Annotated in this window: 12 protein-coding genes; 10 read left to right on the forward strand and 2 right to left on the reverse strand. The window is 45.5% G+C overall.

Going from position 1 to position 15,168, the window contains the following annotated elements; all coding sequences use genetic code 11:
- Positions 1-386 precede the first annotated feature (386 nt).
- The 4 genes from cysK (at position 387) to crr (ending at position 4,388) form a co-directional block, all read left to right on the forward strand.
- On the forward strand, positions 387-1,355 hold the full coding sequence (gene cysK, locus ACQEXR_RS16285; RefSeq protein WP_427020750.1) for a cysteine synthase A: 969 nt from the start codon (positions 387-389) through the stop codon (positions 1,353-1,355).
- Positions 1,356-1,654: 299 nt separating this feature from the next.
- Entirely contained in the window at positions 1,655-1,912 is a 258-nt protein-coding gene (locus ACQEXR_RS16290; RefSeq protein WP_004415108.1) for an HPr family phosphocarrier protein, read from the forward strand.
- Positions 1,913-2,048: 136 nt separating this feature from the next.
- A complete protein-coding gene (gene ptsI / locus ACQEXR_RS16295; RefSeq protein ID WP_331426895.1) occupies positions 2,049-3,773 on the forward strand; it encodes a phosphoenolpyruvate-protein phosphotransferase PtsI in 1,725 nt (574 codons plus the stop codon).
- A 105-nt stretch (positions 3,774-3,878) separates the two neighbouring features.
- Complete coding sequence (crr, locus tag ACQEXR_RS16300) at positions 3,879-4,388, forward strand: PTS glucose transporter subunit IIA (protein ID WP_138973394.1); 510 nt, start codon at positions 3,879-3,881, stop codon at positions 4,386-4,388.
- Positions 4,389-4,450: 62 nt separating this feature from the next.
- Here crr and ACQEXR_RS16305 read toward each other — a convergent pair whose 3' ends face one another.
- Positions 4,451-5,605: a 2-octaprenyl-3-methyl-6-methoxy-1,4-benzoquinol hydroxylase gene (locus ACQEXR_RS16305; protein ID WP_427020751.1), complete on the reverse strand. Its 1,155-nt coding sequence runs from the start codon at positions 5,603-5,605 to the stop codon at positions 4,451-4,453.
- Positions 5,606-5,894: 289 nt separating this feature from the next.
- Between ACQEXR_RS16305 and miaB the strand changes: the two genes are divergently transcribed.
- From miaB to lnt, 5 genes are all read left to right on the forward strand, one after another.
- Positions 5,895-7,319 (forward strand): tRNA (N6-isopentenyl adenosine(37)-C2)-methylthiotransferase MiaB, encoded by a 1,425-nt coding sequence (miaB, locus tag ACQEXR_RS16310; protein WP_138973396.1) that lies wholly within the window; start codon positions 5,895-5,897, stop codon positions 7,317-7,319.
- 129 nt (positions 7,320-7,448) lie between these two features.
- Positions 7,449-8,552: a PhoH family protein gene (locus tag ACQEXR_RS16315; RefSeq protein WP_269378073.1), complete on the forward strand. Its 1,104-nt coding sequence runs from the start codon at positions 7,449-7,451 to the stop codon at positions 8,550-8,552.
- Positions 8,552-9,016: an rRNA maturation RNase YbeY gene (gene ybeY / locus ACQEXR_RS16320; protein WP_426952489.1), complete on the forward strand. Its 465-nt coding sequence runs from the start codon at positions 8,552-8,554 to the stop codon at positions 9,014-9,016. The genes ACQEXR_RS16315 and ybeY overlap by 1 nt, the downstream gene beginning before the upstream one ends.
- 111 nt (positions 9,017-9,127) lie before the next feature.
- Positions 9,128-10,027 carry a CNNM family magnesium/cobalt transport protein CorC gene (gene corC / locus ACQEXR_RS16325; RefSeq protein ID WP_331416081.1) on the forward strand — a complete coding sequence of 300 codons (900 nt, stop codon included), beginning with the start codon at positions 9,128-9,130 and terminating at the stop codon, positions 10,025-10,027.
- 33 nt (positions 10,028-10,060) lie between these two features.
- Positions 10,061-11,584, forward strand: coding sequence for an apolipoprotein N-acyltransferase (gene lnt / locus ACQEXR_RS16330; RefSeq protein ID WP_427020752.1), 1,524 nt, complete (start codon positions 10,061-10,063; stop codon positions 11,582-11,584).
- A 266-nt stretch (positions 11,585-11,850) separates the two neighbouring features.
- On the opposite strand, the gene ACQEXR_RS16335 is transcribed toward lnt, so the two are convergent.
- Positions 11,851-12,321 (reverse strand): zinc ribbon-containing protein, encoded by a 471-nt coding sequence (locus ACQEXR_RS16335; protein WP_138973400.1) that lies wholly within the window; start codon positions 12,319-12,321, stop codon positions 11,851-11,853.
- A gap of 189 nt (positions 12,322-12,510) precedes the next feature.
- Here ACQEXR_RS16335 and leuS point away from each other — a divergent pair, with 189 nt between their 5' ends.
- On the forward strand, positions 12,511-15,099 hold the full coding sequence (gene leuS / locus ACQEXR_RS16340; protein WP_427020753.1) for a leucine--tRNA ligase: 2,589 nt from the start codon (positions 12,511-12,513) through the stop codon (positions 15,097-15,099).
- Positions 15,100-15,168 lie beyond the last annotated feature (69 nt).

Genomic DNA, 15,168 nt, shown 5'->3' on the forward strand with positions numbered 1-15,168 from the left:
GGCGAGAGGCGAGAGGCGAGAGGCGAGAGGCGAGAGGCGAGAGGCGAGAGGCGAGAGGCGAGAGGCGAGAGGCGAGAATATTATCTCTGCGCAGGGACAAGTTATGTCAATGCCTTTGCACTAAAGGTTCTATCAACTCACTCCCCGCCCACACCTCTCGCAGGGCGGAGCCCGATCTAAACTCTCTCAGCAAGAAGTCCAGTCTCGGAGCGACGCGTTCTTTAGGGCGAAGCCCGCTCCTTCCTCTCACCCTTTCATATCATATAACTATTTAATCCTTTTCTCATTTTTCAAGCTGTCCTAATCTCTACCCAATAAATTATCTCCATACATACTTCTGTTTGATAACTATCAAGCAGACTGAAACAAAGATGAAGGATCACACCATGAGCAAAATCTACGAAGACAATTCTCAAACTATTGGTAACACTCCTCTAGTACGCCTAAACAAAGTAAGTAACGGTAAGGTGTTAGCGAAAATCGAAGCACGTAACCCGAGCTTCAGCGTTAAATGTCGTATCGGTGCAAACATGATTTGGGAAGCAGAAAAGGCTGGTACTCTTAAACCAGGCGTAGAGCTTGTTGAACCAACAAGTGGTAACACTGGTGTTGCTCTAGCCTTCGTTGCAGCGGCTCGTGGTTACAAGCTAACGCTAACGATGCCAGAATCAATGAGCCTAGAGCGCCGTAAGCTACTTAAGGCACTTGGCGCTAACTTAGAGCTAACAGAAGCGGCAAAAGGTATGAAAGGGGCGATTGCTAAAGCAGAAGAAATCGTTGCGAGCAACCCTGACAAATACCTACTTCTACAACAATTCAACAACCCAGCAAACCCACAAATTCACGAAAAGACCACTGGTCCTGAGATTTGGGAAGCGACTGACGGTGAGATCGATGTATTCGTAGCAGGTGTTGGTACCGGTGGTACTATCACAGGTACGAGCCGTTACATTAAGGGCGAAAAAGGCAAGAACATTGTCTCTGTTGCGGTAGAGCCAGCTGAATCTCCAGTTATCGCTCAAGCGCTAGCGGGTGACGAAATCCAGCCTGCACCACACAAAATTCAGGGTATCGGTGCTGGTTTCATTCCAGGAAACCTCGATTTAGAGATAATTGACCGTGTTGAAGCCGTGACTTCTGATGAAGCGATTGCGATGGCTCGTCGCCTAATGGAAGAGGAAGGTATCCTAGCGGGTATCTCTTCTGGCGCGGCAGTGGTTGCAGCCAACCGCATTGCAGAACTTCCTGAATTTGAAGGAAAAACCATCGTTACTATCCTACCAAGTTCAGGTGAACGTTACTTGAGCACGGCCCTATTTGCTGGCATTTTTACTGAGAAAGAGAACCAACAGTAATATGTGTCGAAATCAATTTTTCGTCTAAAAAAGCCCCATTCAGGGGCTTTTTTGTTGATCCCTGCCTCACCTTTGGTAATATCAGGACTGTTTTATTTCTAGCTTCAAAATAAAAGCCAGATAAGAATTCATCTCAATTGCGAATGACAGCAAAGATTGAAAGCGCAATTGTTAAATTTACAACCAGTATCACTTATAACACGAATTGAACGTTCTGCAACTAGCGGAATACTATAATTGGAGTTAAGCTGATTCTGGTTAAGAAACTATCAAAATATAAATCAATTGGGGTATATAACATGTACGAGAAGCAAGTAGAAATCACCGCAGAAAACGGCCTTCACACTCGTCCAGCTGCACAGTTCGTAAAAGAAGCTAAAGCATTCGACGCGGACATCACTGTGACTTCTAACGGCAAAAGCGCTAGCGCGAAGAGCCTTTTCAAGCTACAAACTCTTGGCCTAGTTAAAGGTACAGTAGTTTCTATCTCAGCTGAGGGCCCACAAGCTCAACAAGCTGTTGACCACCTAGTTGCTCTAATGGATCAACTACACTAATTCGGTCTCCTATTTTCAAAGCCATTTTGTCAACGCAAAATGGCTTTGTTGGAAATAGGCCAAAATATAAGCTACAACTATTCGTTAGCGCACTCATTATCTCCCGTTTTAAAGTTGACCAATTTAAGGTAAGGCTATGATTTCAGGCATCCTAGCATCTCCTGGTATTGCTATCGGTAAAGCACTACTACTTCAAGAAGATGAAATTGTCCTAAACACAAACACCATTTCTGATGATCAAGTTGAAGCAGAAGTTGCGCGTTTCTATGACGCTCGCAACAAATCATCTGCTCAGTTAGAAACTGTTAAGCAAAAAGCACTTGAAACCTTCGGTGAAGAGAAAGAAGCGATCTTTGAAGGTCATATCATGCTTCTTGAAGACGAAGAGCTAGAGGAAGAAATCCTAGCACTGATTAAAAATGACAAGATGCACGCTGATAACGCGATCTACACGGTTATCGAAGAGCAAGCATCGGCGCTAGAATCTCTAGACGACGAATATCTAAAAGAGCGAGCAACTGATATCCGTGATATCGGCTCTCGTTTTGTTAAAAATGCTCTAGGCATCAACATTGTTTCACTAAGCGATATTAACGAACAAGTGATCCTAGTCGCTTACGACCTAACACCATCTGAAACTGCGCAAATCAACCTAGACTACGTTCTTGGTTTCGCTTGTGACATCGGTGGTCGTACTTCTCACACATCTATCATGGCTCGTTCTCTTGAACTTCCAGCTATCGTTGGTACTAACGACATCACATCGCGCGTTAAGAACGGCGATATGCTGATTCTTGATGCGATGAACAACAAGATCGTTATCAACCCATCAGAAGCTGAGCTAGAAGAAGCAAAAGCAGTTAAGGCCGCTTTCATCGCAGAGAAAGAAGAACTGGCTAAACTGAAAGATCTACACGCCGAGACTCTAGACGGTCACCGTGTAGAAGTTTGCGGTAACATCGGTACTGTTAAAGACTGTGACGGTATCATCCGTAACGGTGGTGAAGGCGTAGGTCTGTACCGTACTGAATTCCTATTTATGGACCGTGATGCCCTACCAACGGAAGATGAGCAATACCAAGCTTACAAAGAAGTAGCTGAAGCTATGAACGGTGAGTCAGTGATCATCCGTACTATGGATATCGGTGGCGATAAAGATCTGCCGTACATGGATCTTCCTCAAGAGATGAACCCGTTCCTAGGCTGGCGTGCAGTGCGTATCAGCTTAGATCGTCGTGAAATCCTACGTGATCAGCTACGTGGTATCCTACGCGCATCTGCGCACGGTAAACTGCGCATCATGTTCCCAATGATTATCTCTGTTGAAGAAATCCGTGAACTGAAAAACGCTATCGAAGAGTACAAAGCTGAACTACGTGCAGAAGGTCTTGCATTCGACGAAAACATCGAAATCGGTGTCATGGTTGAAACACCAGCAGCAGCAGCGATTGCACACCACCTAGCAAAAGAAGTGGCTTTCTTCTCTATCGGTACTAACGACCTAACTCAATACACGCTAGCCGTTGACCGTGGTAACGAGATGATTTCTCACCTATACAACCCACTGTCTCCAGCTGTACTAACCGTGATCAAGCAAGTTATCGATGCATCTCACGCTGAAGGTAAGTGGACTGGTATGTGTGGTGAGCTTGCGGGCGATGAGCGCGCTACGCTACTTCTACTAGGCATGGGCTTAGATGAGTTCTCTATGAGCGGTATCTCTATCCCTAAAGTGAAGAAAGTTATTCGTAGCTCTAACTTCGCAGAAGTGAAAGCGATGGCGGAAGAAGCTCTATCCCTACCAACTGCAGCTGAGATCGAAGCAGTTGTTGAGAAATTCATCGCAGAGAAAACTCAATAACCAACTAATTCCAATGAGATAGACGGTAAAAAAAGTCGTCTATCTCTCTATATTGGTATACTATAATTCGACAGAATTAAATGAAAACGTTAGGAGCATGACACAATGGGTCTGTTTGACAAACTTAAGAAGCTAGTATCTGACGATAGCGCTGACGCTGGTGCAATCGAAATCATCGCACCTCTATCTGGTGAAATCGTAAACATCGAAGATGTGCCAGATGTTGTTTTTGCTGAGAAAATCGTTGGTGACGGTATCGCGATCAAGCCTGCTGGCAACAAAATGGTAGCTCCTGTAAACGGTACTATCGGTAAGATCTTCGAAACTAACCACGCGTTCTCTATCGAATCTGACGACGGCGTTGAGCTATTCGTTCACTTCGGTATCGACACTGTTGAGCTGAAAGGTGAAGGCTTCAAGCGTATCGCTGAAGAAGGTCAAGCAGTGAAAGCTGGCGACACTATCATTGAGTTCGATCTAGCACTACTTGAAGAGAAAGCAAAGTCTACTCTTACTCCAGTTGTTATCTCTAACATGGACGAAATCAAAGAGCTGAACAAGCTTTCTGGTTCTGTAACTGTTGGTGAAACTCCAGTTCTACGTGTAACTAAGTAATTTTTACTTAGCTAGATATTAAAAAACGCAGCCGATGGCTGCGTTTTTTTTTGCTTATCTTGTTACTTCAACCCCAAGGCATATTTCAGCACTTGAGTTTTCAGAGGTCCAGCATTCTCAGCGACCTTAAGTGCCGCATTTCTTAACAGTTTAAGCGGCGCAAAATCATTGCTGAAACCCTTATAGAAAAAATCCATCCCGGATTGCATTAGCAAGTTGTCATAACGCCTATTACGTTCATATTGCACAAGTAAGGATTGAGTTAATACCTCGTGATTTTGAGTGGCCGTCAGCAGCGCTTCGACATCTTTAAATCCAAGATTCACACCCTGTCCAGCTAATGGATTGATAGTATGTGCAGAATCACCGACTAACACACAGCCTAATGCAGAATAGCGTTGAGCATGACGGCGCGTTAACGGAAACGAACCGTATTGAAGCACTTCGATATCACCCAATTCCGCAGGAAAGTAAGCCAATACTTCTTCTCGAAGTTGTGCTGGCGTCATCGCGCATAACTGCCTGATACGCTTTGGGGAATCATACCAAACCAGTGAGCCTTGATTGCCACATAATGGCAAAAAGGAACGAGGGCCTGATGGGGTGAACTGTTGCCACGTAATATCTTGCTGTTCGATCTTAGTTTTGACGTTGATTAGCATACAGTGCTGGCGGTAATCCCACGCGGTAACCCCTATCCCCGCTAAATCACGAACCTTTGAATTCGCTCCATCAGCGCCAACCACCAAATCAATCACCAGTTCTTCTCCCGAGCTGAGAGTCACTTTCGATACTTCACCAAACTCAATATCAGATAAGGTATCTGGACAGCATAAACTAATATTCGAGTAGTGGGAGAACTGAGCCCACAATCCAAGCTGAATCAGGCGATTTTCAACAATATAACCCAGACGATCCATACCAAGTTCGTCGCAATGAAAACGGGTTCGGCACTCAGGATGCTCCCACGTTTCTAAACGGCGGTATGGACACACGCGCATTTGTGATGTCGTATGCCAAGCCCCAAGCTCACGCAAAATATCGACCGAATGCTGTGATATCGCAGAAACACGTATATCCATAGGTTGCTCAGGGGAGAACTCTTCAGGTGCTGTGCCTTCGACAACAACTACCTTCCGCCCCTGTTTAGCGAAGCCCACTGCAACTGCAGCTCCAACCATACCACCACCGATAACTGCGACATCAAATCTGCTCATATTTTGCACTTCAATTACTTGATAAATTGACTGTTTTTTATTGTACGTTTTCATTACCAAAATGTAACGAAAAACCTTACCCACTATCAGGGCAAACCCCTTGCGCAATATGGGGTTTAACTGTTTTTGCACCAACACTAGTCAGTAGGTTTTTAAAGCAGTACAATACGCGGCTTACCGCCGAGATGGCGGCTAAAATAAGGTCACCCAAGCATTTAGATGCGAGTGACTCACTGGAAATATTGGGCGATTTGCTCCCTTAATTTAAACTAACGATCGAGCGAACAACATGAGTAAAAAACTGCTAATTAAAACCTGGGGCTGCCAGATGAATGAATACGATTCGTCTAAAATGGCGGATCTACTGAACGCGGCTAACGGCTATGAGCTGACAGAAGAACCAGAAGAAGCAGACGTGTTATTACTTAATACCTGTTCTATCCGCGAAAAAGCGCAAGAGAAGGTATTCCACCAGCTAGGTCGTTGGAAAACCCTAAAAGACAAAAAGCCAGGTGTTGTGATTGGTGTTGGTGGCTGTGTAGCAACACAGGAAGGCGACCACATTCGCGAACGTGCACCATTTGTAGACGTAATTTTTGGTCCTCAAACACTTCACCGCTTACCAGAGATGATTAAACAGTCTCAACTGGATGAAGCACCGGTGATGGACATTTCATTCCCTGAGATTGAAAAGTTTGACCGTCTTCCAGAACCACGTGCAGAAGGCGCAACTGCTTTCGTTTCAATCATGGAAGGCTGTTCTAAATACTGTACTTACTGTGTAGTGCCATACACTCGTGGCGAAGAAGTTAGCCGTCCAATGGATGATGTTCTGTTTGAAATTGCTCAACTGGCTGACCAAGGCGTGCGTGAAGTTAACCTACTGGGTCAAAACGTTAACGCTTACCGTGGTCCGATGCACGATGGTGAAATCTGCTCATTTGCTGAACTGCTTCGTCTTGTCGCATCGATTGATGGTATTGACCGTATCCGCTTTACTACTAGTCACCCACTAGAGTTTACTGATGACATCATTGCGGTATACGAGGACACACCAGAGCTAGTAAGTTTCTTGCACCTACCAGTGCAGAGCGGTAGCGACCGTATTCTTACGATGATGAAACGTCCACACACGGCGATTGAGTACAAGTCAATCATCCGTAAGCTACGTAAAGCGCGTCCTGACATTCAAATCAGCTCAGACTTTATTGTTGGTTTCCCAGGCGAAACGGCAAAAGATCATCAAGATACAATGAAGTTAATTAAAGACGTTGATTTTGATATGAGCTTCAGCTTTATCTTCTCACCGCGCCCAGGTACGCCTGCGGCAGACTATCCATGTGATGTTCCAGAGCAAGAGAAGAAAGAGCGTCTATATGAACTACAGCAAACCATTAATGCTCAAGCAATGCGTTACTCTCGCTTAATGCTTGGTACTGAGCAACGTGTTCTTGTTGAAGGTCCTTCTAAGAAGAACCTAATGGAGTTACGTGCTCGTACAGAGAACAACCGAGTGGTTAACTTTGAAGGTAGTGCGGATCTTATCGGTCAATTTGTTGATGTTAAGATCACTGACGTATTCGCTAACTCTCTTCGTGGTGAGCTAGTGCGTACAGAGAAAGATATGGATCTGCGTACAGTCATTTCACCGACTCAAATGATGGCGAAAACCAAGCGTGAAGATGAGTTAGGTGTAGCAACATTTACACCTTAATTACGACTCTTCGCTACTAGAAGCTTGAAAATACCTCTCTAAGTGACCATCTTAGAAATAGGTATCGTAACCATTCGAAGCCCGGTCTAAATCGGGCTTCATGGCAATGGTCAAATATGAGAGGCAACTTTGAGCACGAAAATCGTTACGCTAGAAATCAATCTAGAACCTTCTGACAACCGCCGTTTAGCCAGTCTTTGTGGTCCTTTCGACGACAACATTAAACATCTTGAACGCCGCCTAGGTGTTGAAATCAGCTACCGTGGCAACTTCTTTACCATCGTTGGCAAACCACATACTTCCGCGGCCGCCTTGGAAATCATCAAAACACTGTATGTGAATACTGCGCCAGTCCGCGGCAACATTCCCGATATCGAACCTGATGAGATCCACTTAGCGATCAAAGAGACTGGTGTTCTAGAGCAAAATGTAGAATCCAGTATTGAACATGGCAAAGAAGTGTTCATTAAGACCAAGAAAGGGGTGATCAAACCTCGTACTCCAAATCAGGGACAGTATCTGGTCAATATGGTCACTCATGATATTTCATTTGGCGTTGGTCCAGCGGGTACGGGTAAAACCTATCTTGCTGTTGCCGCAGCCGTTGATGCGCTAGAGCGACAAGAAATTCGTCGAATCCTGCTGACTCGACCTGCTGTCGAAGCGGGTGAAAAGCTCGGTTTCCTTCCGGGAGATCTCAGCCAGAAAGTCGATCCTTACCTTCGTCCACTTTACGATGCTCTATTCGAAATGCTCGGATTCGAAAAGGTTGAAAAACTGATTGAACGAAACGTTATCGAAGTCGCCCCACTTGCCTATATGCGTGGTCGAACTTTAAATGATGCGTTTATTATTCTCGATGAAAGCCAGAACACCACTGTAGAACAGATGAAAATGTTCCTCACTCGTATCGGCTTCAACTCTCGAGCGGTGATCACTGGCGATATTACTCAGATCGACTTACCACGTGGTGCCAAGTCTGGTCTGCGCCATGCCATTGAAGTTTTGAGCGACGTCGAGGAAATCAGCTTTAACTTTTTCCAATCTGACGACGTCGTTCGTCACCCCGTTGTGGCACGCATTGTTAATGCCTACGAGAAATGGGAAGCTCAAGACCAAAAAGAGCGCAAAGAATACGAGAAACGTCGCCGCGAAGAGCGTGAAGCAAAACTTATTGAAGCCCAAGTTGCAGCTGCACCTCAACCTGAAGTGACAACAGAGAGCAAACAGTGATGACAATCGAACTTGATCTACAATTAGCTGTCGAAGATGAAAGCGGCTTACCAAACACTGAAGATTTTCAACTTTGGTTAAGCTCATCCGTTAGCAAGTTTCAGCCTCAAGCTGAAGTGACCGTTCGAATTGTTGACGAGCAAGAGAGCCAGCAGCTCAATAGCGACTACCGTGGAAAAGACAAACCGACTAATGTGCTGTCTTTTCCTTTCGAAGCGCCACCAGGAATGGATATCGACCTACTTGGCGATTTAATCATCTGTCGTCAGGTTGTAGAACGTGAAGCCATCGAGCAAAACAAGCCTTTAATGGCTCACTGGGCGCATATGGTTGTACATGGTAGTCTGCATCTGCTAGGTTATGATCATATCGAAGATGACGAAGCCGAAGAGATGGAGTCACTCGAAACTGAAATTATGCAAGAGATGGGATTTGATGATCCATATCTTGCTGAAAAAGAGTAGTCAAGACTCAACTGGAACCAGCAAGCAGAGTCGCCTCTCTCGCAGCAAGCTGATGTCTTACTACTAATGTGTGCTATCACACTTCTGATAGCGTTACTTAAATGAGAAACAATGAACGAAGACAATTCGCCCTCTTCTCTAGAAGGTAAGAAAGAAAAATCTGAAGGTCCGAGTAGAAAGTCCTTCTTCGGACGCCTAGGCCAACTTTTTCAAGGTGAACCAAAAGATCGCCAAGAGCTCGTCGATGTCATCCGCGACTCTGAAGAAAATGACCTGATCGACCACGACACTCGAGATATGCTCGAAGGTGTCATGGAGATCTCAGAAATGCGTGTGCGCGACATCATGTTGCCACGTTCGCAGATGGTTACCGTTGATCGCAGTGACGATTTAGACACCTTGATCAACCTCATCACCGATGCTCAGCACTCTCGCTACCCAGTCATCAGTGAAGATAAGGACCATGTTGAAGGTATTCTGTTAGCGAAGGACTTACTTAGATACTTAGGTTCTGGAAGTGAACCATTCGATATTGAGCAAGTGATCCGTCCTGCGGTTGTCGTTCCTGAAAGCAAACGAGTAGATCGTCTGCTAAAGGAATTCCGCGAAGAGCGTTATCACATGTCTATCGTTGTCGATGAGTTTGGTGGTGTATCCGGTCTTGTGACTATCGAAGATATTCTCGAAGAGATCGTGGGCGATATTGAGGACGAGTTCGATGATAATGAAGAACTTGATATTCGTAAGCTCAGCAAACATACATTTGCGGTAAAAGCACTGACCACTATCGAAGAGTTTAATACTACATTCGGTACCACTTTCAGTGATGAAGAGGTCGACACTGTCGGCGGTATGGTGATGACGGCATTTGGCCATTTACCATCTCGTGGCGAAGTTGTTGATATTGATGGTTACAGCTTCAAAGTAACCTCTGCGGACAACCGCCGAGTACTCCAACTTCAGGTAACCATTCCTGATGAAGAGCTGGTTACTGACTCTACTGAAGAGTAACGCTACTCCCCCTAAGGGAAACGAAATAATACGATGATGGATTCACTTTTTCATCGCCTCAAACGGCCGCTTGCGGCCGTTTTTGTTGGCGCATTAACAACTCTAGCATTTGCCCCTTATCAAATTTGGCCTCTGGCAATTGCCAGCCCTGCGCTTCTATTACTGCTTATTAACAAGCAGTCTGCTAAACACTCGCTATGGATAGGCTATGCTTGGGGCATCGGGCAATTTTCTACAGGCATTAGCTGGGTACATGTCAGTATCGACAACTTCGGTGGTATGCCCAAAATAGCCAGCGTCTTCCTCATGGTGCTATTAGTTGGCTACCTCGCTGTTTATGCCGCACTATTTGCATGGAGTCTAAACCGCTTTTTTCCGCACAAGCAGCGCTCACGATTGCTGCTCGCTGCGCCTGCTCTATGGCTAATCATGGATTGGTTGCGCGGCTGGGTAATGACGGGCTTTCCTTGGTTATGGCTAGGCTATAGCCAAATAGACAGTCCACTTGCCAATTTTGCTCCGTTAGGTGGAGTTGAACTTATTACCTTGTTGGTGATGATTAGTGCGGGCTCTATCGCTTACGCTACTCTTTCGCGTCAATGGCGACATCTACTTATTCCTGCCGTTATTCTGATGACAGGCTTTGGATTACAATCCGCTCAGTGGGTGTCTCCTTCAATGGATAAAGTGACTAAAATAGCACTTATTCAGGGCAATATCGCGCAAGAACTGAAATGGCAACCGAGTCAACGCTGGCCAACCATAATGAAGTATACCGACCTGACTCGAGAAAATTGGGATGCAGACATTATCATCTGGCCTGAAGCGGCAATACCTGCTTTTGAATTCGAAATCTCCTCATTTCTAAGCAATCTCGATGCCGCAGCTCGTATGAACAACAGCGCGGTCATTACTGGAATTGTCAACCAAGGTGAAGACAAGAAGTTCTACAATAGCATTCTCACTGTAGGTCAAACGCCTTATGGTGATTATCGTTACGATATGAACCAGCGTTACCACAAACATCACCTGCTACCATTTGGAGAGTTCGTACCATTTGAGAGCATCCTGAGACCGCTTGCTCCATTCTTCAACTTACCCATGTCTTCCTTCAGCCGAGGAGATTTTATCCAGCCGAATATTGATGCCAATGGTAAGCAGATGGCTCCTGCATTGTGTTACGAGATTATCTTCAACGAGCAAGTCAGGCAAAATGTCGATGACGATACAGATTTTATTTTAACGCTTTCAAATGACGCTTGGTTTGGTCGCTCTATCGGCCCACTCCAGCACATGGAGATTGCCCGTATGCGGGCTCTAGAGTTAGGTAAGCCGGTGATTCGTGCAACAAACAATGGCATCACTGCTGTGACTGATTATCGCGGTCATATCACTGCGCAAGTGCCACAATTTGAAACGGCAGTGCTGCGCGCTGAAGTTCCTGCGACAAAGGGCGAAACACCCTACCGAAACCTTGGCACTTGGCCGCTGTATATCTGGGTTGGATTAAGTCTGGTGATTGGGTGGAGAATGAGAAAGGGAGTCTCTAGTCTCTAGTCTCTAGTCTCTAGTCTCTAGTCTCTAGTCTCTAGTCTCTAGTCTCTAGAAAAAGATTTAAGGGTTGGTGTGAAAGCATCAACCCTTTTTTGAGAATCGAGAAAATTATGTCTTATTAAAGACGAGTTCTGTCAACATCCTTAATACTATAGGTTTTATCAACTTACTACCCGCTGCCACCTCTCGCAGGACGAAGTCCGTTCTCGATTCTCGGAGCGAAGCGTTCTCGCCCTTTCTAAACTCTCGTAGGGCGCAGCCCGCTCTTTTTACGGTTTCAATGCCTGTCGACTGAATCCTTTGTGGCCACAGTGCGTGCAAGGAATAATAACGGTTGGGTGAGTGTATTGTGTTTTATGACCACACTCATCACAGACAAGCATACCCAAACCAATCACTTCGCCCGCCTGATATAGACCTTGGTGCTCTAGATCCTGAAATAACTCGACCCACTCGACTTTCGTTCTATCCGTAATATCAAGTAGCCCTTGCCAGATGGAGTCGGCAATCATGATATAAAATGGACCACTTTTTGAGTCTTCATAATTGTCAGCAAACTCTTTTAAATCTGACTTAACATATGCAGACACAAGTGCTAACTCATCTTTGGTTAAGTCATTCGCGGCATCGACGACCTTACCAGAGGTTTCTAAAACGTGGTTAACTTCATCAGGACTATGCTTTAGAGCTTCGACAACATCTTCAAACATCTCCTCGTAACCTGCTTTGCGTTTTGCCATCGCTAACCTCCTTTCGATTCAGTGGTGCACATTCATAAAGCCCAGTTAAGGCATTAAACATCACCATCTTTACGTGATTTGAGTGGGTATTGGCTATTGTTGTGCCCCTCTCCTTTAGGTATTCTATGACGATCTATTAATGTCTGTTCTAACCGAACTCACAAATTCCAAGATAACCGGATATCATCGATGCAAGAACAATATAACCCGCAAGATATTGAACAAAAAGTTCAACAGCACTGGGATAACAACAAGACCTTTGTTGTAAGTGAAGACCCAAACAAAGAAAAATTCTACTGTCTCTCTATGTTCCCATACCCAAGTGGCCGACTGCACATGGGTCACGTGCGTAACTACACTATCGGTGATGTGGTATCTCGTTTCCAACGCCTTCAAGGTAAAAACGTAATGCAACCAATCGGTTGGGATGCATTCGGTCTACCAGCAGAAAACGCAGCAGTTAAGAACAATACTGCACCTGCGCCTTGGACTTACGAAAACATCGAATACATGAAGAACCAGCTAAAACTGCTTGGTTTTGGTTACGACTGGAACCGTGAGTTCGCGACATGTACACCTGAATACTACCGTTGGGAACAAGAGTTCTTCACTAAGCTTTACAACAAGGGCCTGGTTTACAAGAAGACGTCTTCCGTTAACTGGTGTCCAAATGACCAAACTGTTCTGGCTAACGAGCAGGTTGAAGACGGCTGCTGCTGGCGTTGTGATACTCCAGTAGAGCAAAAAGAAATCCCGCAGTGGTTCATTAAGATCACTGAATACGCTCAAGAGCTACTAGACGATCTCGATAACCTAGACGGTTGGCCTGAAATGGTTAAAACCATGCAGCGCAACTGGATCGGTCGTTCTGAAGGTGTTGAACTGCGATTTACAGTAAAGAACGTCGAAGTAAAAGGTCACCAAGACCTAGAAGTTTACACAACACGTCCAGACACACTAATGGGTGTGACATACGTGGGCATCGCAGCAGGTCACCCTCTAGCGGCTATCGCAGCGGAAAATAACGCTGAGCTTGCAGCTTTCATCGAAGAGTGTAAGAACACTAAAGTCGCTGAAGCGGAACTAGCAACAATGGAGAAAAAAGGTATGGCGACTGGCCTTACCGCAATTCACCCATTGAATGGTCGTGAAGTTCCTGTTTACATTGCTAACTTCGTACTGATGGATTACGGCACAGGTGCTGTTATGGCTGTACCTGCGCACGACCAACGTGACTTCGAGTTTGCGACCAAGTACGGTCTAGATATCATCCCTGTTATCAAGCCAACTGACGGCAGCGAGCTAAACATCGCAGAAGAAGCATATACAGAGAAAGGTGTGCTGTTCGATTCAGGCGAATTTGACGGTCTTGAATTCCAAGCAGCATTTGATGCCATTGCAGCAAAACTAGAAGCTGAAGGTAAAGGCACTAAAACAGTTAACTTCCGTCTACGTGACTGGGGTGTTTCTCGTCAGCGTTACTGGGGAGCTCCAATCCCTATGGTAACGACCAAAGATGGTCAGGTTCACCCAGTTCCAGCGGAACAGCTACCAGTGATTCTTCCTGAAGATGTCGTAATGGATGGCGTAACCAGCCCTATTAAAGCTGACAAAGAGTGGGCCAAAACGACATTTAACGGCGAACCTGCTCTACGTGAAACTGATACCTTCGATACCTTTATGGAATCTTCTTGGTACTACGCGCGTTACTGTTCACCACAAGCAGATGACATCTTAGATCCTGAAAAGGCAAACTACTGGCTACCAGTAGACCAATACATCGGTGGTATCGAGCACGCTTGTATGCACCTACTGTACTCTCGCTTCTTCCATAAACTACTACGTGACGCGGGTTACGTAACCTCTGATGAGCCGTTCAAACAGCTGCTATGTCAAGGTATGGTGTTGGCTGATGCGTTCTACTTTGAAAACGAGAAAGGTGGCAAAGAGTGGGTTGCACCTACTGATGTAACCGTAGAGCGCGATGGCAAAGGCCGAATCACTTCTGCAAAAGACGACCAAGGCCGTGACGTTGAGCACTCAGGCATGATCAAAATGTCTAAGTCGAAGAACAACGGTATCGACCCACAAGAGATGGTAGACAAGTACGGCGCTGACACAGTGCGCCTATTTATGATGTTTGCCTCTCCAGCAGATATGACTCTTGAGTGGCAAGAATCAGGCGTTGAAGGCGCTAACCGCTTCTTGAAACGTGTTTGGAAGCTGGTTAAAGAGCATGCATCAAAAGGCGCGGCTGAAGCCATTGACACGTCAGCACTATCTGGTGACCAGAAAGCGCTACGTCGTGATGTTCACAAAACTATCGCGAAAGTGACAGACGATATCGCTCGTCGTCAAACGTTCAACACAGCAATCGCCGCTATCATGGAACTAATGAACAAGCTAGCGAAAGCGCCTCAAGAATCAGCGCAAGACCGCGCGATCCTTGATGAAGCGTTAAAAGCGGTTGTCGCAATGCTTTACCCAATCACTCCGCACATCTCATACGAACTATGGGTTGCGCTAGGTGAATCAGATATCGATAACGCGGTATGGCCAACGTTTGACGAAAAAGCACTCGTTGAAGATGAGAAAACCATCGTTGTTCAAGTTAACGGCAAACTACGTGCGAAGCTAACAGTACCGGCAGATATCTCTAAAGACGAGATTGAACAACTGGGCCTAAACGATGAGAATGTGACTAAGTTCACTGAAGATAAAACGGTACGTAAAGTTATTTACGTACCAGGTAAACTTCTAAACATCGTTGCGAACTAATCTGTTCTAATAACGTCATAAACAGGGTAGCCACCTACCCTGTTTTATTTATCTTAGCGTTTTGACCCG

Source organism: Vibrio sp. TRT 2004, assembly GCF_050113735.1.
Taxonomy (GTDB): Bacteria; Pseudomonadota; Gammaproteobacteria; order Enterobacterales; family Vibrionaceae; genus Vibrio.